The organism is Citrobacter enshiensis (genome assembly GCF_029338175.1).
Taxonomy (GTDB): domain Bacteria; phylum Pseudomonadota; class Gammaproteobacteria; order Enterobacterales; family Enterobacteriaceae; genus Citrobacter_D; species Citrobacter_D enshiensis.
This window is the reverse complement of record NZ_CP119862.1, coordinates 241009-263083: the sequence shown is the minus strand read 5'-3', so window position 1 is coordinate 263083 and position 22075 is coordinate 241009. Positions and strand designations below refer to the sequence as shown.

General features: G+C 55.5%; 23 protein-coding genes. 13 read left to right on the top strand and 10 right to left on the bottom strand.

What is annotated here, in order from left to right; all coding sequences use genetic code 11:
- Positions 1–70 precede the first annotated feature (70 nt).
- The 6 genes from livJ to ftsY all read right to left on the bottom strand — a co-directional run bounded on the left by livJ (position 71) and on the right by ftsY (position 7192).
- On the bottom strand, positions 71–1174 hold the full coding sequence (livJ, locus tag P2W74_RS01185) for a branched chain amino acid ABC transporter substrate-binding protein LivJ (RefSeq protein ID WP_276293596.1): 1104 nt from the start codon (positions 1172–1174) through the stop codon (positions 71–73).
- 206 nt (positions 1175–1380) lie between these two features.
- Entirely contained in the window at positions 1381–2646 is a 1266-nt protein-coding gene (locus P2W74_RS01180) for a 4-aminobutyrate--2-oxoglutarate transaminase (protein WP_276293595.1), read from the bottom strand.
- 130 nt (positions 2647–2776) lie between these two features.
- Positions 2777–3631, bottom strand: coding sequence for an RNA polymerase sigma factor RpoH (gene rpoH / locus P2W74_RS01175; RefSeq protein WP_045448525.1), 855 nt, complete (start codon positions 3629–3631; stop codon positions 2777–2779).
- A gap of 252 nt (positions 3632–3883) precedes the next feature.
- A complete protein-coding gene (gene ftsX / locus P2W74_RS01170) occupies positions 3884–4942 on the bottom strand; it encodes a permease-like cell division protein FtsX (RefSeq protein ID WP_276293594.1) in 1059 nt (352 codons plus the stop codon).
- Complete coding sequence (ftsE, locus tag P2W74_RS01165) at positions 4935–5603, bottom strand: cell division ATP-binding protein FtsE (RefSeq protein ID WP_192614228.1); 669 nt, start codon at positions 5601–5603, stop codon at positions 4935–4937. The genes ftsX and ftsE overlap by 8 nt, the downstream gene beginning before the upstream one ends.
- Before the next feature lie 2 nt (positions 5604–5605).
- Positions 5606–7192 (bottom strand): signal recognition particle-docking protein FtsY, encoded by a 1587-nt coding sequence (gene ftsY, locus P2W74_RS01160; protein WP_276293593.1) that lies wholly within the window; start codon positions 7190–7192, stop codon positions 5606–5608.
- Between the two features lie 150 nt (positions 7193–7342).
- Here ftsY and rsmD point away from each other — a divergent pair, with 150 nt between their 5' ends.
- A complete protein-coding gene (gene rsmD / locus P2W74_RS01155; RefSeq protein ID WP_276293592.1) occupies positions 7343–7939 on the top strand; it encodes a 16S rRNA (guanine(966)-N(2))-methyltransferase in 597 nt (198 codons plus the stop codon).
- The gene (locus tag P2W74_RS01150; protein ID WP_276293591.1) at positions 7929–8204 is read left to right on the top strand and encodes a DUF1145 family protein; all 276 of its coding nucleotides are present in this window, start codon (positions 7929–7931) and stop codon (positions 8202–8204) included. The genes rsmD and P2W74_RS01150 overlap by 11 nt, the downstream gene beginning before the upstream one ends.
- A gap of 24 nt (positions 8205–8228) precedes the next feature.
- Here the strand turns inward: P2W74_RS01150 and P2W74_RS01145 are convergent, their stop codons facing one another.
- Complete coding sequence (locus tag P2W74_RS01145; RefSeq protein ID WP_276293590.1) at positions 8229–8597, bottom strand: DUF2500 domain-containing protein; 369 nt, start codon at positions 8595–8597, stop codon at positions 8229–8231.
- 141 nt (positions 8598–8738) lie between these two features.
- On the opposite strand from P2W74_RS01145, the gene P2W74_RS01140 reads away from it, so the two are divergent.
- The gene (locus P2W74_RS01140) at positions 8739–9365 is read left to right on the top strand and encodes a lysoplasmalogenase (protein ID WP_203359686.1); all 627 of its coding nucleotides are present in this window, start codon (positions 8739–8741) and stop codon (positions 9363–9365) included.
- A 76-nt stretch (positions 9366–9441) separates the two neighbouring features.
- The gene (gene zntA / locus P2W74_RS01135) at positions 9442–11640 is read left to right on the top strand and encodes a Zn(II)/Cd(II)/Pb(II) translocating P-type ATPase ZntA (protein ID WP_276293589.1); all 2199 of its coding nucleotides are present in this window, start codon (positions 9442–9444) and stop codon (positions 11638–11640) included.
- Between the two features lie 95 nt (positions 11641–11735).
- On the opposite strand, the gene P2W74_RS01130 is transcribed toward zntA, so the two are convergent.
- Complete coding sequence (locus P2W74_RS01130; RefSeq protein ID WP_276293588.1) at positions 11736–12191, bottom strand: carboxypeptidase-like regulatory domain-containing protein; 456 nt, start codon at positions 12189–12191, stop codon at positions 11736–11738.
- A gap of 34 nt (positions 12192–12225) precedes the next feature.
- Positions 12226–12471 carry a sulfurtransferase TusA gene (gene tusA / locus P2W74_RS01125; RefSeq protein WP_276293587.1) on the bottom strand — a complete coding sequence of 82 codons (246 nt, stop codon included), beginning with the start codon at positions 12469–12471 and terminating at the stop codon, positions 12226–12228.
- A gap of 167 nt (positions 12472–12638) precedes the next feature.
- On the opposite strand from tusA, the gene P2W74_RS01120 reads away from it, so the two are divergent.
- Positions 12639–13304 (top strand): 7-cyano-7-deazaguanine/7-aminomethyl-7-deazaguanine transporter, encoded by a 666-nt coding sequence (locus P2W74_RS01120; protein ID WP_276293586.1) that lies wholly within the window; start codon positions 12639–12641, stop codon positions 13302–13304.
- 72 nt (positions 13305–13376) lie between these two features.
- Positions 13377–13934: a DcrB family lipoprotein gene (locus P2W74_RS01115; protein WP_276293585.1), complete on the top strand. Its 558-nt coding sequence runs from the start codon at positions 13377–13379 to the stop codon at positions 13932–13934.
- Positions 13935–13937: 3 nt separating this feature from the next.
- On the opposite strand, the gene P2W74_RS01110 is transcribed toward P2W74_RS01115, so the two are convergent.
- Positions 13938–15197 carry an MFS transporter gene (locus tag P2W74_RS01110; protein ID WP_276293584.1) on the bottom strand — a complete coding sequence of 420 codons (1260 nt, stop codon included), beginning with the start codon at positions 15195–15197 and terminating at the stop codon, positions 13938–13940.
- Between the two features lie 91 nt (positions 15198–15288).
- Here P2W74_RS01110 and P2W74_RS01105 point away from each other — a divergent pair, with 91 nt between their 5' ends.
- From P2W74_RS01105 to nikE, 7 genes are all read left to right on the top strand, one after another.
- On the top strand, positions 15289–16338 hold the full coding sequence (locus tag P2W74_RS01105) for an AI-2E family transporter (protein WP_276293583.1): 1050 nt from the start codon (positions 15289–15291) through the stop codon (positions 16336–16338).
- A 54-nt stretch (positions 16339–16392) separates the two neighbouring features.
- A complete protein-coding gene (acpT, locus tag P2W74_RS01100; protein ID WP_276293582.1) occupies positions 16393–16980 on the top strand; it encodes a 4'-phosphopantetheinyl transferase AcpT in 588 nt (195 codons plus the stop codon).
- Positions 16981–17158: 178 nt separating this feature from the next.
- Positions 17159–18733 (top strand): nickel ABC transporter substrate-binding protein, encoded by a 1575-nt coding sequence (gene nikA, locus P2W74_RS01095; RefSeq protein WP_276295277.1) that lies wholly within the window; start codon positions 17159–17161, stop codon positions 18731–18733.
- Positions 18733–19677: a nickel ABC transporter permease subunit NikB gene (gene nikB / locus P2W74_RS01090; protein WP_276293581.1), complete on the top strand. Its 945-nt coding sequence runs from the start codon at positions 18733–18735 to the stop codon at positions 19675–19677. The genes nikA and nikB overlap by 1 nt, the downstream gene beginning before the upstream one ends.
- Entirely contained in the window at positions 19674–20507 is an 834-nt protein-coding gene (nikC, locus tag P2W74_RS01085; RefSeq protein ID WP_276293580.1) for a nickel ABC transporter permease subunit NikC, read from the top strand. Before nikB ends, nikC begins: the two co-directional genes overlap by 4 nt.
- Positions 20507–21271, top strand: coding sequence for a nickel import ATP-binding protein NikD (gene nikD, locus P2W74_RS01080; RefSeq protein WP_276293579.1), 765 nt, complete (start codon positions 20507–20509; stop codon positions 21269–21271). Before nikC ends, nikD begins: the two co-directional genes overlap by 1 nt.
- Positions 21268–22065, top strand: coding sequence for a nickel import ATP-binding protein NikE (gene nikE, locus P2W74_RS01075; RefSeq protein WP_276293578.1), 798 nt, complete (start codon positions 21268–21270; stop codon positions 22063–22065). Before nikD ends, nikE begins: the two co-directional genes overlap by 4 nt.
- Positions 22066–22075: the final 10 nt, after the last annotated feature.

Genomic DNA, 22075 nt, shown 5'->3' with positions numbered 1-22075 from the left:
TCAAAAAGGCCATGAATCTGTGAATCATTATCAGAGATCCCTCTCCCTTAGAGGGAGAGGGTTATTGATATTATTTCGCGTCAGTCGCGGTTCCGTTGGCGTGCCAGTCAAAGACGCCGAATTCGAAGCCCTTCAGGTCACCTTTCTCATCCCAGGAGAGCGGCCCCATCACGGTTTCTACGGTGTTCGCTTTCAGGTAGTTGGCGATCTCAGCCGGATCTTCAGACTGATTCAAGCCAGCCTGTAAAGATTGCAGCGCCGCATAGGTGGTCCATACGAACGCACCGCTGGGATCCTGCTTCTTCGCCTTGATGGCATCCACAATCGGTTTGTTCGCCGGAACCTGATCGTAGTTCTTCGGCTTCGTTACCAACATCCCTTCGGCGGATTCACCGGCAATGTTAGACAGGGAGACGTTCGCCACCCCTTCAGGTCCCATAAACTGCGTTTTCAGACCCGCCGCGCGAGCCTGACGCAGGATCTGTCCCATCTCCGGGTGGTAACCGCCGTAGTAGACGAAGTCGATGTTTTCTTTCTTCAGACGCGCCACCAGCGTGGAGAAATCTTTCTCGCCAGCCGTAATACCGTCAAAGAATACGACGTCGGCATTACCTTTTTTCAGGTCGTCCTGAACGGCACGCGCCAGACCTTCACCGTATTGCTGTTTATCGTGAATGATCGCGATGCGCTTCGGTTTCACGCTATCCAGAATGTATTTCGCCGCCGTAGGTCCCTGGTCAGAGTCCAGACCGGTGGTACGCAGAAGCAATTTATAGCCACGTGCGGTCAGTTCCGGCGCGGTTGCCGCTGGCGTGATCATCAGAATGCCTTCGTCTTCATAGATGTCAGACGCAGGCTGGGTGGATGAAGAGCACAGGTGACCAATAACGTACTTAATGCCGTCGTTAACCACTTTGTTGGCGACCGCGACCGCTTGTTTCGGGTCACAGGCATCGTCATATTTCACGATGACCAGTTTGTCGCCTTTAATGCCGCCTTTCGCGTTGATATCGGCAATCGCCTGCTCCGCACCCGTAAACTCCTGATCGCCATACTGCGCGACCGGACCCGACATTGCGCCGACGACTGCGACTTTAATATCCTTAGCAAACGCCATATTGCTCAAAGACAGGGCGATACATCCTGCCAATAACGCTTTACCCTTCATATTCATCCTGAGAATCCCCATTATTGTGGTTATTACGTGTGTTGTGATGTTGTTGTTTAGCGTTTTATTTCAATTATAGGTGTGCAGTTCACGCTTTTTCAGCACACTCTGCTAAAACATACCCGATTTTTAAGATTTTGGAATAGCTAATTTGACAGTCAGATAACAAGTTAATGACAAAAAAAGTGGCCGCCGCAATGGGCGGCGCAGGTTTATCGTGTCAGCGAGTGCGTAATAATCTCCAGCGCTTTGCGAAATTGTGCGTCGGGGATAGTCAGCGGGTAGAGGAAGCGGATCACATTGCCGTAAACGCCACAGCTGAGCAGCAAGAGTCCTTGCGCCAGCGCTTTACTCTGTACCTGGCGGGTAAATTCAGGCGACGGCTGGCCGGATGACGGATCGTTAAACTCCACCGCCACCATGGAGCCCTGCGCGCGAATATCCGCAATATGCGGACAATTCGCTTTGGCCGTGTTAAGCGCCTCAACCAGATGTTGGCCTAACGCGGCGGCACGCGCGCACAGCTTCTCTTCATCAATCACATCCAGTACGGCATGCGCGGCGGCAACGGCCAGCGGATTCCCGGCGTAGGTGCCCCCGAGTCCTCCTGGCGCTGGCGCATCCATAATGTCGGCGCGTCCGGCAACCGCCGACAGCGGCATCCCGCCAGCCAGACTTTTCGCCATCGTGATGAGATCGGGTTGTACGCTGTAATGCTCCATCGCAAACAGTTTTCCCGTACGGGCGAAACCGGTCTGTACCTCATCGGCAATCAAGAGAATACCGTGGGTATCGCACAACGCGCGCAGCGCGTGCATAAATTCACCGGGTGCGACGTTAAATCCCCCTTCACCCTGTACCGGCTCAAGGATGATTGCCGCTACCTGATCGGGCGCGATATCCGCTTTGAAAATTCGCTCCAGGCTTTGCAGCGCGTCTGCCGTGCTGACCCCGTGCACCGCATTAGGATACTGGGCGTGATACACCGACCCGGGGAACGGTCCAAAGCCAATTTTGTAGGGAGCGACCTTTCCGGTCAGCGCCATGGTCATAAAGGTTCGCCCATGGAATGCGCCGCCGAAGGTAATCAGTCCAGGTCGTTTGGTGTAGGCACGGGCAATCTTCACCGCGTTCTCTACCGCTTCCGCTCCGGTAGAGAAAAAGGCGGTTTTTACCGGACCGTTGATGGGGACACGTTCGTTGATGCGTTCCGCAAGCCGGACGTAGCTTTCATAAGGAACGATTTGATAAGCCGTATGGGTGAATGACTGAAGCTGCTTCTCAATGGCAGCGATAATTTTTGGGTGTCGATGGCCGGTGTTAAGCACCGCAATACCGGCGGCAAAATCAATCACCTCATTGCCTTCCACGTCCCACAGCGTGGCGTTCTCTGCTCTGTCGGCATAAAAATCGCACATCACGCCGATACCGCGCGGCGTCGCTTGTAAACGCCGTTCATTCAGTTCGTTATTTTTCATTTTGATCCCCTAAGATGCGCAAAACCCATCGGTAAGTGTTTGCCAGGGGGAGAAAATTCGCCAGAGCAGGCGTTAAAAAAACAAAACCCCCGAATTTGCATTCGAGGGTTTATCGGGAACTTCGCGGGAATTACGCTTCGATAGCGGCGCGAAGTTTTTTCATGGCGTTCTTTTCAAGCTGGCGCACACGTTCTGCGGAAACGCCGTAGCGATCGGCCAGTTCCTGCAAGGTAGACTTGTTGTCTTCATCCAGCCAACGCGCACGAATGATGTCCTGGCTACGCTCGTCCAGCCCCTGCATGGCGTCGGTCAGACGGTTTGCCGCCTGTTCTTCCCAGTTATCGTCTTCAATGCCGTCGGCAAAGTTAGACGATTTGTCCTGCAGATAGAGTACTGGCGCCATCGGCTGGCTGTCGGACTCATCATCCGAGGACATATCAAACGTCATGTCCTGGGCCGCCATACGGGATTCCATTTCGCGGACGTCTTTGCTGGAAACACCCAGCTCGCGCGCCACCATTTCGACTTCATCCTGATTAAACCAGCCCAGACGCTGCTTGGTTTTACGCAGGTTGAAGAACAGCTTACGCTGCGCTTTGGTGGTCGCCACTTTGACGATACGCCAGTTACGCAGAACATATTCGTGGATCTCAGCTTTGATCCAGTGCACGGCGAAGGAGACCAGGCGCACACCCACTTCCGGGTTAAAACGGCGCACGGCTTTCATCAGGCCGATGTTACCTTCCTGAATCAGATCCGCCTGCGGCAGGCCATAGCCCGCATAGTTACGAGCAACATGAACAACAAAGCGCAGGTGAGACAGAATCAGCGTCTTCGCTGCCTCCAGATCGCCCTGGTAATGCAGCTTTTCAGCAAGTGCCCGCTCCTCGTCAGCCGACAACATCGGCCACGCGTTTGCAGCCCGGATGTAAGACTCCAGGTTACCAACAGGGGCTAAAGCTAAATTTTGCATTTCTTTGGTCATTCAAATCCTCTCAATCTTTATCTTCCGGCGTTACAACAACAATCATGCCAGAGCTTATGAGCAACGAGAATATCATTCACATTTTTATCAGACAGTGATTCTATCCACAAGTTCAATGCAACGCTGTGAATAAACTACGCACAAAATGTGACACCGTTTTGAAAAATACGCGGGCAGGGACAGGAGATTTTTTTGAAGCTCTTTCCCTGCGAACGGGAATTCATTGCAGGGAAAGATTATATCACGGTTTTTTTAGTCAGGAGTAAAGTGACGTAAATGTTGTACCGTGGCAAGCCAGGCTGCCACCCAGCCAATCATTGAGCACACCAGCAACAACAGCAGACACTCGTCGAACGATAACCCGTTGATATCAAATTTCGTTCCGAAAACCTGCGCCACTTCCGTCACGGCAGACGACAGTCGCATCACCAAAATTTCTGACAAAATCAGAGAGAGAAATGCGCCAGAGAAGCCCAGCAGCGCACCGCCATACAGGAACGGACGCAGAATAAAACCGTCTGTCGCCCCGATCAGTTTCTGCACATTAATGGTATCGCGACGGGCAAAAATGCTCAGGCGCACGCTGTTGCCGATGACGAGGAATACCGCCGCCACCATCAGTACGCCGATCATCGCCGATACCCGGCCAACCAGACCAGTCAGCGCGGCGAGACGGGCAAACCAGCTATCATCCATGCGCACTTCGTCGATACCGTTAATTTGCGAAATCCGATCGCGCAACGTATTCAACGAGTCCGTTCCCTGAAAGTCGAGTTTCGGCACCACCACCGCCACTGCCGGCAGCGGATTCTCTTCCAGCATGTCCAGCGCGCCGCCGAATCCGGACCAGTTACGGAACTCGCCCAGCGCGTCATCTCGCGACAGGTAATTCACTTTTTCCACGCCCTGCTCGCCCTGTAACTGCGCCACCACCCCTGCCGCTGCGTCATCATCCAGCGTTTTTTGCAGATATACGGTGATCTGCGGAGAAGGGTAATATTGCGTCGCCGCATGGTTCACGTTTTTGTAAACCATGTAGCACACGCTTGGCAGGGTCAGGGAGATCGCGATAACCATCACCGTCAGAAACGTCGCCAACGGTTTGCTTTTCAGATCCTGTAACGCCCCCTGGAACGCGTAGCGAACCTGTTCGTTAAAGACGTTGGTTTTACGCGAATTGGGTTTTGGCGCAGACTTCGCACGCTTTGGCGCATTGCGGCCACCGTCTCCCGGCGCACCGCCAGATTTACGGAAGCGGTCCAGTCGACCACCGAATTGCCTGATTTGATTAATCGCGTCGCGCTTATTCACGGGCCTCGCCTCCATGCAAATGTCCATCGCTCAGGGTCAGCATCCGATACGAACGACGGGAAATAAGCCCAATGTCGTGCGTTGCCATCAGTACCGTCACCCCGACGCGGTTAAACTCTTCGAACAGACGTAAGATCCCTTCCGACAGCGCATCATCCAGGTTCCCGGTCGGTTCATCCGCCAGCAATACAGCCGGTTTGTTCACCACGGCCCGGGCGATGCCCACACGTTGCTGTTCACCGCCGGAGAGTTGAATCGGGAAGTTCTTCGCTTTGTCCAACAGGCCAACTTTATCCAGTGCTGCCGACACGCGACGACGAATGTCGTCTCCGCTGGCGCCCGCAATAATCAACGGGATCGCCACGTTGTCGAAGACCGTACGATCCATCAACAGGTGGTGATCCTGGAAAATCATCCCGATCTGACGGCGCAGAAACGGCACTTCACGGTTTTTCAAACGCGTGATGTCATGCCCACTGAAGTAGATTTTCCCGGCGCTTGGCCGCTCAATCCCACAGATCAGCTTCAGCAGGGTACTTTTCCCCGCACCAGAGTGACCGGTCAGGAACGCCATCTCGCCAGGCTGCATGTGGAATGTGACCCCTTGCAGCGCTTGTCTTCCACCGAGATAGGCCTTGCTGACATGTTCAAAGCGAATCATTGTTAATCCTCTCGGGCAAAAAGTGCCTCTATAAAATCGCCCGCTTTAAACGGACGTAAATCCTCGATACGTTCGCCCACACCAATATAGCGGATAGGAATGCCAAACTGATCGGCAACCGAGAAGATAACTCCCCCTTTCGCCGTTCCGTCCAGCTTGGTCAGAGTGATACCGGTCAACCCCACCGCTTCGTGGAACAGTTTGGCCTGGCTTATCGCATTCTGCCCGGTGCTGGCATCGATAGTCAGCATAACTTCATGCGGCGCGTCTTCATCCAGCTTCTTCATGACGCGAACGATTTTTTTCAATTCTTCCATCAGGTGCGCTTTGTTCTGCAGACGACCTGCCGTATCGGCGATCAGCACGTCAACGTTACGCGCCTTCGCCGCCTGAATCGCATCAAAGATCACGGAAGCGGAATCTGCGCCCGTGTGCTGAGCAATCACCGGAATGTTGTTACGTTGCCCCCAAACCTGCAACTGCTCTACCGCCGCGGCACGGAAGGTGTCCCCTGCCGCCAGCATCACGGATTTGCCCTGCTGTTCAAATTGACGCGCCAGCTTACCGATAGTGGTGGTTTTACCCACGCCGTTCACGCCAACCATTAAAATAACAAACGGGGTTTTGCCATCAACATTCAATGGTTCTTCGACTTTCGCCAGAATCTCGCCCATTTCATCTTTGAGCAATCCGTAGAGCGCTTCGGCGTCGCGCAGTTGCTTACGGCTGGCGCCATCGGTCAGATTAGCAATAATCTTGCGGGTGGTTTCCACCCCGACGTCGGCGATCAGCAACTGCTCTTCCAGCTCTTCGAAGAGATCATCGTCGATTTTCTTTCCACGGAACAGACTGATAAATCCGGAACCGAGGTTTTCTTTGGTTTTCAGCAGACTGCGTTTCAGGCGCGCAAAGAAACCTTCTTTGGTCGGTTTTTCCTGTTCCTGCACGCTCTCTTCAACCGGTGTCTCTTCTTGTGCTTCTTCGGCGTCAACAACCGGCTCTTCTGTCTCTTCGACTTCTTCTGCCGCTTCTTCTTCCGCGTCGGCGGCCAGCGCCTGCGCTTCCAGCTCTTCGTCGGTTAATTCGGGTTCGTTTTCCGCTTCTTCCTCGACCGCCTCAATGATTTCGACGGTTTCCGCTTCGGCTTGCCACTCCTGCGGTGAAATGTCTTCGGCTTGCACCTCTTCCGGCAACGGCAGCACTTCATGTTCGATAACATCAGCGACAGCAACGGCCGGGGCGGGTGTTTCAACAACCGGTTCTTCGACGATCGCAGCGAGCGTTTCTACGACCTCTGGCTGTGGTTCAACGTCGGATTCGACCGGCGCTGCGTCAACAATGGCAGGCTCCGGCTGCGGTTTTTCACTTTCGGCAACCTGCTCAGTGACTTCCACCACCTCAGCGGCAAAGGCTTCCGATTCAGCGTCTTTGTGCGGTTCCGGGGCGTGCTGCTGCTCTTCAGTCGCAACAACCTCATCAGTAACCTGTTGTTGTTCTTCGCTTTTTAGTTCTGTCTCGTTTTCCGGTGCCTGCTCTTTTTGACCAAAGCCCAGCCAGGAAAAAAAGCCACGTTTTTTCTCTTTTGCCATTTGCGACCATACTCCCCGCTGTTGCTTCATGGCACAGCGTCAACGCTATGTACATAGCAGCTATAAAAATGATGAAATAGTCTATCACTTAACTTAATTCACATCACCGCCTGGTATTACGTATCAGCCGCGGATTGGACCATTATTGACATGAAAAAACCGAATCACTCAGGCAGCGGTCAAATCCGGATTATTGGCGGACAATGGCGGGGTCGTAAACTCCCGGTGCCGGACAGCCCGGGTCTGCGCCCGACGACTGACCGGGTCCGCGAAACGCTGTTCAACTGGCTGGCGCCCGTCATGGTCGACGCCCACTGTCTGGACTGTTTTGCGGGCAGCGGCGCACTGGGGCTGGAGGCACTGTCCCGCTATGCGGCAGGCGCGACGCTACTGGAGATGGATCGCGCTGTATCGCAACAGTTGCAAAAAAATCTGGCGACGCTGAAAGCCAGCAATGCCCGGGTCATCAACGCCAACACCCTGGCGCACCTTGCCCAAACCGGGACGCCGCACAACGTAGTCTTCGTCGATCCGCCCTTTCGTAAGGGACTGCTGGAAGAGACGCTGACGTTACTGGAAACGCACGGCTGGCTGGCTGATGAAGCCTATATTTATATCGAAAGCGAAGTCGAAAACGGTCTGCCGCCTGTCCCGGAAAACTGGTCGCTGTATCGCGAAAAAGTGGCCGGGCAAGTCGCATACCGTTTATATCAAAGAGAAAAACAAGGAGAACGTAATGCTGATTAATCTGGGACGGTTGTTGATGCTCTGCGTCTGGGCATTTTTGTTGCTTAACGTAGTACAACCTTTCCCACGGCCACTCAATATCTTCGTGAACGTCGCGCTGATCTTTATGGTGTTGATGCACGGTATGCAGCTCGCGTTGCTGAAAAGCACCTTGCCAAAAGAGGGCCCGCAAATGACTAACGGCGAGAAAATCCGCATTTTCCTGTTCGGTGTGTTTGAACTGCTGGTCTGGCAGAAGAAACTGAAGTCACAGATGAAGAAGTGATTTTTTTGCCCGGTGGCGCCACGGTTACCGGGCCTCTGTCTGACCCACAAAATCGACAAAGCGCGTTCCTTTGTAGCTCAGCATGCCTTTGTCTCCCACGGTCAGCGCATGATATTGCTGCGCATCAAGACGGAAGGTGTGTTCCAGACCGCCGCTCTGCGGTTTAAAGCTCGCCTCATAACGCATACTCGTGCCCGCCGGAGTGACCTGCTGCTGGCGCGAGCGTCGGTCATCGATCGGTTTTTCGCGTTTATTACTGACCACCACCGCCTTTTGCAGTAACGGCGCGCTCTCGTTATCCGCTTTTTCGCGCCGCTGTTGAACAAAGCGAAACGACGCAGCAACGACAATCAACCCAATGATAACAATGAAAAAAAGAGGTGGCTTACTCATGTTTTTAACCCATCAGAAAATACGGAAATAAGCATACCTTGCCTGTTATGGTGTTGTCATCCGCCTGTACCCGCCTCTACACTGGACACTATGGCCGTGAGCATATCGCTTGCGAAAAAATAACGAATTCAAGGAACTAAGATGCTTTGGTCGTTTATCGCTGTCTGTCTTTCCGCATGGTTATTTGTGGATGCTTCTTATCGTGGGCCTGCGTGGCAACGTTGGGTCTTTAAACCCGTCACTCTATTACTCCTGCTGTTACTGGCCTGGCAAGCGCCGATGTTCAGTGCCGTCAGCTATCTGGTCCTCGCGGGGCTGTGTGCCACACTGGTGGGCGACGCGCTGACACTGCTGCCTCGCCAGCGTCTGCTATATGCCATAGGCGCGTTCTTCCTGTCGCACCTGCTGTACACCATCTACTTCGCCAGCCAGATGACGCTCTCCTTCTTCTGGCCGCTGCCGCTGGTACTGCTGGTGCTGGGCGCGCTGCTGATCGCGGTCATCTGGACACGTCTGGAAGAGCTACGCTTACCGGTGTGTACGTTTATCGCGATGACGCTGGTGATGGTCTGGCTGGCCGGTGAACTGTGGTTCTTCCGCCCCACCGCTCCGGCATTTTCTGCGTTTATGGGGGCGGCATTGCTGTTCATTGGCAATATTGTCTGGCTGGGGAGCCATTATCGCTATCGCTTCCGTGCGGATAACGCGATTGCCGCCGCCTGCTACTTCGCGGGGCACTTCCTGATTGTTCGCTCGCTTTATCTCTAATAATGCTTGACTCTGGAGTCGACTCCAGAGTGTATCCTCCGGTTAATGAGAAAATTATCATCGACCGGAGGATGCCATGTCGACACCCGAAACTGATGGCAAAAAGGCCCCACCATTTTCATCCTTTACGCTTGCTCCTGCACCACAGAAGTCAGATGACTGCTGCTGTGAAGGGACGTGTAGCGCCTCTGCCCCTCTTGTTTCCGACGCCGTTGAAGGCACTCGTTATACCTGGAAAGTCGCGGGTATGGATTGCGCCGCCTGCGCGCGAAAAGTCGAGAATGCCGTACGCCAGGTGAGCGGCGTCAATCAGGTTCAGGTGCTGTTCGCCACGGAAAAACTGGTGGTAGACGCAGGCCCCGATCTGCGTCAGCAAATTGAAAGCGCCGTCCAAAACGCGGGCTACACCCTGCGCGACGAACAGGCACCGGAAGACACCGCTGAGTCCCGGTTTAAAGAAAACCTGCCATTGATTACGCTGATTATCATGATGGCTATCAGCTGGGGGCTGGAGCAGTTCAACCATCCTTTTGGTCAGTTCGCGTTTATCGCCACCACGCTGGTCGGTCTCTACCCGATTGCCCGCCAGGCGCTGCGCCTGATGAAAACCGGCAGCTACTTCGCTATTGAAACGCTGATGAGCGTCGCCGCCATTGGCGCGCTGTTTATTGGCGCAACCGCAGAGGCGGCAATGGTGCTGTTGCTGTTTCTGATTGGCGAACGCCTGGAAGGTTGGGCCGCCAGCCGCGCCCGTAAAGGGGTCAGCGCGCTGATGGCGCTCAAACCAGAAACCGCCACGCGCATCCGTAACGGACAGCGTGAAGAGGTGGCGATCGCTACCCTGCAACCGGGGGATACGATTGAAGTTGCCGCCGGCGGCCGCTTGCCTGCCGACGGTAAACTGGTTTCCGGTTTCGCCAGTTTTGATGAGAGCGCGCTGACGGGAGAATCCATCCCGGTTGAGCGCGCAACAGGCGAAAAGGTACCCGCGGGCGCCACCAGCGTTGACCGCCTCGTCACGCTCGAAGTGCTTTCTGAACCGGGTGCCAGCGCGATTGACCGCATTCTGAAGCTGATTGAAGAGGCCGAAGAACGCCGCGCGCCGATCGAACGTTTTATCGATCGCTTCAGCCGAATTTATACCCCGGCGATCATGGCCATCGCGCTGCTGGTCACCCTCGTTCCGCCGCTGCTGTTCGCCGCCTCATGGCAGGAGTGGATTTATAAAGGCCTGACGCTGCTGCTGATTGGCTGCCCGTGTGCTCTGGTTATCTCAACACCCGCCGCCATTACCTCCGGGCTGGCAGCGGCAGCACGCCGTGGCGCGCTGATCAAAGGAGGTGCGGCGCTGGAACAACTGGGCAGAGTCACCCATGTCGCATTTGATAAAACCGGTACGCTGACCGTCGGAAAACCCCGTGTTACGGCTATCCATCCGGCTGCAGCAATCAGCGAATCTGACCTGCTGGCGCTGGCGGCTGCGGTGGAACAAGGGTCGACGCACCCGCTGGCGCAGGCCATCGTCGCTGAAGCCCAAACACGCAAGCTGAGTATTCCCGCTGCGCAGTCTCAACGTGCGCTGGTCGGTTCCGGCATTGAAGCATTGGTCAACGGCGAGCGCGTACTGATTTGTGCGGCGGGTAAACAACCTGCCGACGCCTTTGCCGGGCAGATCGGCGAGCTGGAAAACGCCGGACAAACGGTGGTGCTGGTGCTGCGTAACGAGACGGTACTCGGGGTGATTGCCCTGCAGGATACGTTGCGTGAGGATGCCCACGCCGCCGTTAGCGAGCTCAAAACGTTAGGGGTGAATGGCGTGATCCTGACCGGCGATAACCCGCGTGCCGCGGCGGCGATTGCCAGTGAGCTTGGGCTGGAATTTAAAGCCGGGCTGCTGCCGGAAGATAAGGTCAAGGCCGTCTTCGCCCTGAACCAGCAGTCGCCGCTGGCGATGGTTGGCGACGGTATTAACGACGCGCCCGCCATGAAAGCGGCCACGATCGGTATCGCGATGGGAAGCGGTACGGACGTCGCGCTGGAAACCGCCGATGCCGCCCTGACCCATAACCGCCTGCGCGGGCTGGTGCAGATGATTCAGCTAGCGCGCGCAACCCACGCCAATATTCGGCAGAACATCGCCATTGCGCTGGGATTAAAAGGGATTTTCCTCGTCACCACGCTGCTGGGGATAACCGGCCTTTGGCTGGCGGTGCTGGCAGATACGGGGGCGACGGTGCTGGTGACCGCGAACGCGCTTCGGCTGTTAAAGAAATAACGTCATTGTCGGGTGGCGGCTACCACCGCCTTACCCGACCTGCGTTTCGCATGGGTGTCCGTAAGTACGTCCCCGCGTAGTGCCACCGGGCGAGATCAATTTGCGGGCACTGCCCGGCAAATCCAATTTCGTTGTGGTTTATCGGCGCGTTCATTGACCAGGGCTACATCACACAGCAGGTTTACACGATCGCTGGATGAATATCCTGAGAAAAAGCCTCCTATACCCCCACCTTCATACCCGGTGATCCCTTCCGTTCCGGTCGGATAAATAATGACTGACCAATGGAGAAAGCGATCCTGAGGGCCAATCGGAATAAAGACACTCCATTCGCCCTGCGGATTAAGTGAAAAATGCCCCTGCTCGTCTGTCGTCGCAGTGACACTCTCGCGACTGCCATCATCCAAAGCAACCTTTACGCCAGCCAATGCCTGGCCCTGATGGATTACAACGCCCTCAATTTTAGGGCTGTTGTAATCATGCCAGACACAGCCGCTAAGAAAGCAGGTCGCGGTGACCACAACAAGCATCATCATCCTGATAATCACCATATAGATTCTTTCTCCCTGAATCTTTATTACGCCTTTAGTGGTTCTTACGAATCAAATATTGATAAGGCAGATTTTCGGTCTGCAGGGCAATCAGCTCGTGTTCCATAAAGCGGCAGAAGCCAGGAATATCGCGGGTGGTCGCAGGATCGTCGGCGATAATCAGCAACGTTTCACCCACAGGCATCGTGCGCACAGTTTTACGCACCATCATTACCGGCTCCGGGCAGCGCAGTCCTTGTGCATCAAGTGTATGTTTGGCGGCAGAAAAGAGATCGCTCATGATTTACTCAGTCAGTCAAAAAACCGCTCTAGTTTACGCGCACTTTTTTATGACGCAAGGCAGGTTAACGGTTGCGTGAAAATTAACCGTTGCAAAGCGCACAGAACGCAGTATCATTCGGCGGTTTTTTATTGGGTTCCCTCACCCCATCGCTAAAAAGGTACAATATGATGCAGTTCACTCAAATGCAGCGCGTAAATGCGTTGTTCTGGCTATCGTTATTCCATTTGCTGGTGATCACCTCCAGTAACTATCTGGTGCAGCTCCCGATTTCCATTTTCGGTTTCCACACCACGTGGGGCGCGTTCAGCTTTCCCTTTATTTTTCTCGCCACCGATCTGACCGTGCGTATTTTTGGCGCGCCGCTGGCACGCCGAATCATCTTTGCCGTGATGATCCCGGCCCTGCTGATCTCCTATGTCATCTCGTCGCTGTTCTATATGGGCTCCTGGCAGGGATTTGGCGCGCTGTTGCACTTCAACCTGTTTGTCGCCCGTATCGCCGCCGCCAGTTTTATGGCTTACGCGCTGGGGCAGATTCTGGATGTGCATGTCTTTAACCGCCTGCGCCAGAATCGTCGCTGGTGGCTGGCGCCGACAGCATCGACGCTGTTTGGTAACGTCAGTGATACGCTCGCCTTCTTCTTTATCGCCTTCTGGCGTAGCCCGGACGCGTTTATGGCCGAGCACTGGATGGAAATCGCCCTCGTCGACTACGCGTTCAAAGTGCTGATCAGCCTCGTCTTCTTCCTGCCGATGTATGGCGTATTGCTGAATATGTTGCTGAAAAGGCTGGCAGATAAATCTGAAATCTCGGCATTGCAGACGAGTTAAAGGTTCGTTTTCCGAGTTGTGATAAGATGGGTGAATGAGCCGTTATGGCCGTTTATCGAAAGGAAGAAGTCAATGCGCAATCTGGTTAAATATGTCGGTATTGGCCTGCTGGTTATGGGGCTTGCGGCCTGTGATAACAGCGATACGAAAGCTCCGGCAGAGGGTGCCGCGGCGGAAAGTAACGCAACCGGACAACCTGTCAGCCTGATGGATGGCAAACTCAGCTTCTCACTGCCGGCAGATATGACCGACCAGAGCGGCAAGCTGGGGACTCAGGCCAACAATATGCACGTCTATTCTGACGCCACCGGCCAGAAAGCCGTGATTGTGATTGTGGGCGACGACACCAATGAAGAGCTGGCCGTGCTGGCAAAACGTCTGGAAGAGCAACAGCGTAGCCGTGACCCGCAATTGCAGGTCGTGACCAACAAATCTATCGAGCTGAAAGGCCACACGCTTCAGCAGTTAGACAGCATTATCTCGGCAAAAGGCCAGACCGCTTACTCTTCCGTCGTGTTGGGTAAAGTGGGCAGCCAACTGCTGACCCTGCAGATCACGCTGCCTGCGGACGACCAGCAAAAAGCGCAAACTGCCGCTGAAAACATCATTAACACGCTGGTCATTCAGTAACGGTTAAGACGATGACACGGCCTCCTGCAACGCTGCCGGGGGCCGTTTTTTTAACTGCCAGGTCAGTAAAAAGGCAACCGCCACCAGTCCTGCCGCCGCCAGATAGATAACCGGAACACCCGCCCATGTCATGACCAGCCCGGCCAGCGGCCCGGTGACGCCCAACGATAAATCCATAAACACCGTATAGGTTGCCAACGCAGCGCCCTGGTTTTGCTGCGGCACCGCTTTCACCGCCACTACGCCCAGTGCCGGGAAGACCAGCGAGAACCCAGCCCCTGCCAGCAATACGCCGATTTTCGCCATCCACGGCATTACCGCCATCCCCACCAGCAGCAGCCCAACGACCTCCACCGCAAAACAGATCATCGCCACATTTAAACCGCCGATCCGATTGATGCCATTGGGGAACAACAGACGCGTGCCGACAAACGCGCAGCTAAACAGCGTGAGAGCGAACGCCGCGCCATCCCAGCCTTTGGCGTCATAAAACAGTGTGATGAAGGTGGCGATCACACCGAATCCGGCAGACGCCAGCGACAACGCCAGGCCGTACAGCCAGACCCGTCCGAGAACGGCGCGAAACGGCAAAGGTTTGCCTTTACTGGCTTTCACGGCGGGACGTGGGAGCGCAAACAGCACCGCCAGCAAGGCGACGCCCATAATCGTCAGCGCCAGCCCTTGCAAACCACCCCAGGCATAGAACAGCACGCCGAGCGGCGCCCCCATTGCCATTGCCCCATAGGTGACAATCCCGTTCCACGAAATCACCCGCCCAATGTGCAACGATCCCACTACCCCTACGCCCCACAGCGTGGAGCCAGTGCCCGCAAAGCTTTGGCCGATGCCTAAGATCAGCCGTCCCAGACACAACAGCAGTAAGCTCGCTATCGGCCAACCGCTAGTGGCACCAGCAAAAAAATAACTCAGGCCACTTAAAAAACAGCCGCACAGACCGAATACCACGATTTTTTTCGGCCCCAGGAGATCGGCGAATCGTCCGGCATGGGGCCGACTCAGGAGGGTAGCAAAGTATTGCAGACTGATGACCAGCCCCGCCCAGAAGGCGCTAAATCCCATCACATCATGAACATAGCCAGGCAGTACCGCGAGCGGCAGGCCGATGGTCAGATAGCTGGCGAAGTTAAAAATGACAACCGAGACGATGCGTAGATTAAGACGTAATCCATTGAGCGCCGGTTCAGCGACGGGTTCTGGCATGGGATCCACCACGTTCTTACAACAGTGTTTCATTTCTATCATGCCCGGCCACGAAAATCAGCAGCAAGATTCAGATTAGCAGCGTCAAGCCAGCCGCTACACTTAGCAAACGGAACACAAGAAGGACGTTGACATGACAACCCCTCAGCCTGACAAAACGGGTTTGCACATTCTGCTAAAACTGGCGGCGTTAGTGGTCATTCTGGCCGGGATTCATGCCGCAGCAGATATCATTGTGCAACTCTTACTGGCGCTCTTTTTCGCCATTGTCCTGAATCCGCTGGTCACCTGGTTCATCCGTCGGGGTTTGCATCGTCCGCTGGCGATCACGCTGGTGGTCGTGGTGATGCTCATCGTTCTCACCGCAGTGATCGGCGTGCTGGCCTCCTCGGTGAATGAATTCATTTCCATGCTGCCGAAATACAACAAAGAACTGACGCGCAAACTCCTGCATCTGCAAGAGATGGTGCCGTTTCTCAATCTCCATTTGTCGCCAGAGCGTATGCTGCAACGCCTCGATTCCGACAAGCTGATGACCCTCACCACTGCGCTGATGACCGGGCTGTCAGGCGCGATGGCCAGTATTATTCTGCTGGTGATGACCGTCGTTTTCATGCTGTTTGAAGTCCGCCACGTCCCCTACAAGCTGCGTTTTGCGCTGAACAATCCGCAGATCCACATTGCCGGTCTGCATCGGGCGTTAAAAGGCGTTTCTCACTATCTGGCGCTGAAAACGCTGCTGAGTTTATGGACCGGCGCCATTATCTGGCTGGGGCTTGCGCTGATGGGGATTCAGTTTGCGCTCATGTGGGGCGTGCTCGCCTTCCTGCTGAACTATGTCCCCAATATTGGTTCGGTTATTTCGGCCGTACCGCCCATGATCCAGGCCCTGTTATTTAACGGGTTTTATGAGTGTATCCTGGTGGGTGCGCTCTTTTTAGTGGTCCATATGGTCATTGGTAATATTCTGGAGCCGCGCATCATGGGGCATCGCCTGGGAATGTCCACTCTCGTGGTATTTCTCTCATTACTGGTATGGGGATGGTTATTAGGTCCGGTAGGTATGTTACTTTCTGTTCCCTTAACCAGCGTGTGCAAAATTTGGATGGAAACCACCAAAGGCGGCAGCAAACTGGCGATATTACTGGGGCCTGGGCGCCCCAAGAGTCGATTACCGGGATAAGGTGACAAATGATACACTGTACAACTTCCATTATTATTAAGCGTTGGTCCTGATATGTACCGGATCGTTCTGGGAAAAGTGTCGACACTGAGCAAAGGCGCACTGCCTTCTTCGCTGTACGCTCAAGCCCCACAAGGCAAGCGCCGAGCCCGCTGGCTGGCGGGCCGCGTGCTGCTGTCCCACGCGCTTTCACCCTTGCCCGAGATTGTTTACGGCGAACAGGGAAAACCGGCGTTTTCAGCCCCGGCCTCGTTGTGGTTCAACCTGAGCCACAGCGGCGATGACATCGCCCTGCTGCTGAGCGACGAAGGCGAAGTGGGCTGCGACATCGAAATCATCCGCCCACACCATAACTGGCAGGCGCTGGCCAATGCGGTATTCAGCCTCGGGGAACATGCCGAAATGGAAGCCGAACACCCGGACCAACAGCTGGCCGCGTTCTGGCGCATCTGGACGCGCAAAGAAGCCATGGTGAAACAGCGCGGCGGCACCGCCTGGCAAATCGTCAGCGTCGACAGCACACTCGCTTCTGCCCTGTCGGTCAGCCACTGCCAGCTTGACGCACTGAGCCTGGCCGTATGCACCCCTACGCCGTTTCAGATAACCGCCGCATCGGTGCAGCGACTGGACGCGGTTGCCTGAGACAACGCCTGAGAAACGCGGGCATCCACACCCGTTTCTCCCTATTTAATATACGATTTTCGTATACATTCCCCTCCTGGTTGCCCATCTATTGATCCAGAACACGTCAAAAGTATGATGAATCACTAAAATCGTCATACTCATTTAGTCGTACTTCTATTCATCATCCGGGACCACCATTTTGACCAGATTACGCCGCACTGTATTTGCGCTGCTGGCCTGTGCGTCATTCCTCGCACATGCTGCCGCACCTGACGAGATAACCACCGCATGGCCGGTAAATGTGGGGCCACTCAACCCACACCTTTACACGCCTAATCAAATGTTCGCCCAGAGCATGGTGTATGAACCGTTGGTGAAATATCAGGCAGACGGTTCCGTGAAACCGTGGCTGGCAAAAAGCTGGACCCTCTCGGCAGACGGCAAAACCTGGGTGTTTACCCTGCGCGATGACGTCACATTCTCGAATGGCGAAGTCTTCGATGCGCACGCCGCAGCGGAGAATTTCCGCGCGGTGTTAGATAACCGCCAACGCCACAGCTGGCTGGAGTTGACCAATCAGATAACCGACGTCCAGGCGTTGAGCAAAACCGAACTGCAAATCACGCTGAAAAGCGCGTACTACCCCTTCTTGCAGGAGCTTGCCCTGCCGCGTCCTTTCCGCTTTATCGCCCCATCGCAATTTAAAAACAACGAAACGATGAACGGTATTAAAGCGCCCATCGGCACCGGTCCGTGGGTACTGAAAGAATCGAAGCTCAATCAGTACGACGTGCTGGTACGTAACGACCATTACTGGGGAGAAAAACCACAGATTCGCCAGATCACCGTCAAGGTGATTCCGGACCCGACCACCCGCGCCGTGGCCTTTGAAACCGGTGATATCGATCTGCTTTACGGTAACGAAGGATTGCTGCCCCTCGACACGTTCGCCCGGTTTAGCCAGACACCGGCTTACCACACCCAGCTTTCACAACCGATTGAAACCGTGATGCTGGCGCTCAACTCTGCTAAAGCCCCCACCAACGAACTGGCGGTGCGCGAAGCGCTGAATCATGCCGTGAACAAAAAATCCCTCATCGACAATGCGCTGTACGGCACACAACAGGTGGCAAATACGCTGTTTTCGCCCTCTGTGCCTTACGCCGACATTGGTCTGAAACCACGCGAATATGACCCGCAGCAGGCCAAATCCGTGCTGGAAAAAGCCGGTTGGGTTCTGCCCGCAGGGAAAGAGATCCGCGAGAAAAACGGCCAGCCGCTGCGCATTGAACTGTCGTTTATCGGCACCGATGCGCTGAGCAAATCGATGGCCGAAATCATTCAGGCTGATATGCGTCAGGTTGGCGTCGATGTGGCACTGGTCGGCGAAGAAGAGAGCAGTATCTACGCCCGCCAGCGCGACGGACGCTTCGGCATGGTTTTCAACCGCACCTGGGGCGCGCCGTACGATCCGCATGCCTTTATGAGTTCAATGCGCGTTCCCTCGCATGCTGATTTTCAGGCACAGCAAGGACTAGCAGACAAACCGCTGATTGATAAAGAGATTGGCGAGGTGCTTTCCACCACTGACGAGAACAAGCGCCAGGCGTTGTACCGCGACATTCTGACCCGCCTGCACAACGACGCGGTCTATCTGCCGATCAGCTACATCTCCATGATGGTGGTCGCGAAACCGGCACTGGGAACCATCCCTTATGCCCCTATCGCCACTGAAATCCCATTTGAACAGATAAGCGCGGTGAAACCCTGATGTTACGTTATGTTTTGCGGCGTATTTTGCTGCTTATCCCAATGGTTTTCGCCGCCTCGGTGATTATCTTTCTGATGCTGCGCCTGGGGACTGGCGACCCGGCGCTCGACTATTTGCGTCTCTCTAACCTGCCGCCGACGCCGGAAATGGTTGCCTCTACGCGGGTCATGCTGGGACTGGATCAGCCACTGGCCGTCCAGTACGGAACCTGGCTGTGGAAAGCGCTGCATCTGGATTTCGGCATCTCGTTCGCCACTCAGCGTCCGGTGCTGGATGACGTACTCAACTTCCTGCCCGCCACACTGCAACTGGCGGGCGCGGCGCTGGTGCTGATCCTGCTCACCTCCGTACCGCTCGGTATCTGGGCGGCGCGTCACCGCGACCGTCTGCCGGATTTTGCCGTGCGTTTCATCGCCTTTCTCGGCGTGTCGATGCCTAACTTCTGGCTCGCCTTTCTGCTGGTGATGTTCTTCTCCGTCTATTTGCAATGGCTACCCGCGATGGGTTACGGCGGCTGGCAGCACATCGTTTTGCCCGCCGTGTCGATAGCCTTTATGTCGCTGGCGATCAACGCCCGTCTGCTGCGCGCCAGCATGCTGGAAGTTGCCGGACAACGGCACGTCACCTGGGCGCGTCTGCGTGGCCTGAATGAGAAGCAAACGGAACGCCGTCATATTTTGCGTAACGCGTCGCTGCCGATGATTACGGCGGTGGGCATGCACATTGGCGAGCTGATTGGCGGCACCATGATTATCGAAAACATCTTTGCCTGGCCTGGCGTCGGACGCTATGCAGTTTCGGCGATTTTTAACCGGGACTACCCTGTTATTCAGTGCTTTACGCTGATGATGGTGGTGGTTTTTGTGGTCTGTAATCTGATCGTGGATTTACTGAACGCCGCGCTGGACCCGCGCATTCGCCGCCATGAAGGAGCGCATTCGTGAACTTTTTCCTCTCTTCGCGCTGGTCGGTGCGCCTGGCAATGATCATTATCGCCCTGCTGGCGATCATTGCGATCACCAGCCAGTGGTGGCTGCCGTACGATCCGCAGGCCATTAATTTATCGTCGCGTCTGCTCTCCCCGGATAGCCAGCATTGGCTGGGCACCGATCATCTGGGTCGTGATATTTTTTCTCGTCTGCTGGCAGCAACGCGGGTATCGCTGGGTTCGGTGATGGCCTGCCTGCTGTTGGTGCTGGCGCTGGGGCTTGCCGTTGGCGGCAGCGCCGGGTTGATCGGTGGCCGTGTCGATCAAATCACCATGCGCATCGCGGATATGTTTATGACCTTCCCTACCTCGATCCTCTCCTTTTTTATGGTGGGCGTGTTGGGGACGGGACTGACCAACGTCATCATTGCCATCGCGCTCTCACACTGGGCATGGTACGCCCGCATGGTGCGCAGTCTGGTCATCTCTCTGCGCCAGCGCGAATTTGTGCTCGCATCGCGCCTTTCCGGTGCCGGTCATGTGCGGGTGTTTGTCGACCATCTGGCCGGGGCGGTGATCCCCTCTTTGCTGGTGCTGGCGACGCTGGATATTGGCCACATGATGCTGCACGTTGCCGGGATGTCATTCCTCGGCCTCGGCGTCACCGCGCCAACCCCGGAATGGGGCGTGATGATTAACGATGCCCGCCAGTATATCTGGACTCAGCCATTACAAATGTTCTGGCCGGGTCTGGCGCTGTTTATCAGCGTGATGGCCTTTAACCTGGTGGGTGACGCACTGCGCGATCATCTCGATCCCCATCTGGACACGGAGCATGCTCACTGATGCCGCAACAGATTGAATTACAAAATATTACCCTGGCAGCGGACAGACCGCTGGTGCATGGCGTTTCACTGTCGCTCAAACGCGGGCGGGTACTGGCGCTGGTAGGCGGCAGCGGCAGCGGAAAATCGCTGACCTGCGCGGCGGCGCTGGGCATTCTGCCTCCGGGCGTACGTCAAACGGCAGGAACCCTGTTGGCGGATGGTAAACACATTTCCCCCTGCGACCTGCGCGGCGTCAAAATCGCCACCATTATGCAGAACCCGCGCAGCGCGTTTAATCCACTGCACACCATGGCGGCCCACGCGCGGGAAACCGGTCTGGCATTAGGTAAACCCGCTGACGACGCCACGCTTATCCAGACGCTGGAGGCCGTGGGGCTGGAGAACGCGGAACGCGTCCTGAAGCTGTATCCGTTCGAGATGAGCGGCGGGATGTTACAACGCATGATGATCGCGATGGCGGTGCTGTGCGACGCGCCGTTTATTGTCGCCGACGAACCGACCACCGACCTGGACGTTGTCGCGCAGGCGCGCATTCTCGACCTGCTGGAGAGCATTATGCAACGCCGGGCACCCGGTATGCTGCTGGTCACCCATGATATGGGCGTCGTCGCGCGGCTGGCGGATGATGTGGCGGTCATGGACAACGGGAATATTGTGGAACAGGGTGACGTCGAAACCGTGTTCAACGCGCCAAAGCACAGCATCACTCGGAATCTGGTGTCGGCGCATCTCGCCCTGTACGGTATGGAGCTGGCATCATGACATTACTCACCGTCTCTGACCTTTCGCACCAGTATGCGCACTCAAACCTGAGCGGCAAACATCAGCATCAGGCGGTGTTGAAAGAGGTGTCATTGCACCTGAAAAAGGGCGAAACCGTGGCATTGCTTGGCCGCAGCGGCTGTGGCAAAAGTACCCTCGCGCGTCTGCTGGTCGGTTTAGAATCCCCGACGCAGGGTGAGGTGTGCTGGCAGGGAAAACCGTTATCCCAGCTTAACCGCGCGGCGCAAAAAGCGTTTCGCCGTGATATTCAGATGGTGTTTCAGGACTCCATCAGCGCGGTAAATCCACGCAAAACCGTCCGTGAGATCCTGCGCGAACCGATGCGTCATCTGCTGTCGCTGAGCAAGTCTGAGCAAATGGCCCGCGCCAGTGAAATGCTCAACGCGGTGGATCTGGACGACAGCGTACTCGACAAGCGACCACCGCAGCTCAGCGGCGGACAGCTCCAGCGTGTTTGCCTGGCGCGGGCGCTGACGGTTGAACCCAAACTGCTGATTCTTGATGAGGCGGTTTCTAACCTCGACCTGGTATTGCAGGCGGGCGTGATCCGCTTGCTCAAAAAATTGCAGCAGCAGTTCGGCACTGCCTGTCTGTTTATCACGCACGACTTACGTCTGGTAGAGCGCTTTTGCCATCGTGTGATGGTGATGGAAGACGGCAAAATTGTTGAAACGCAGGATGTGGGCGACGCATTAACGTTTTCCACGGATGCCGGACGTGTGCTACAAAATGCGGTACTTCCCGCATTCCCCGTGCGCCGCAGCCGGAAATAATAAGGTTTAA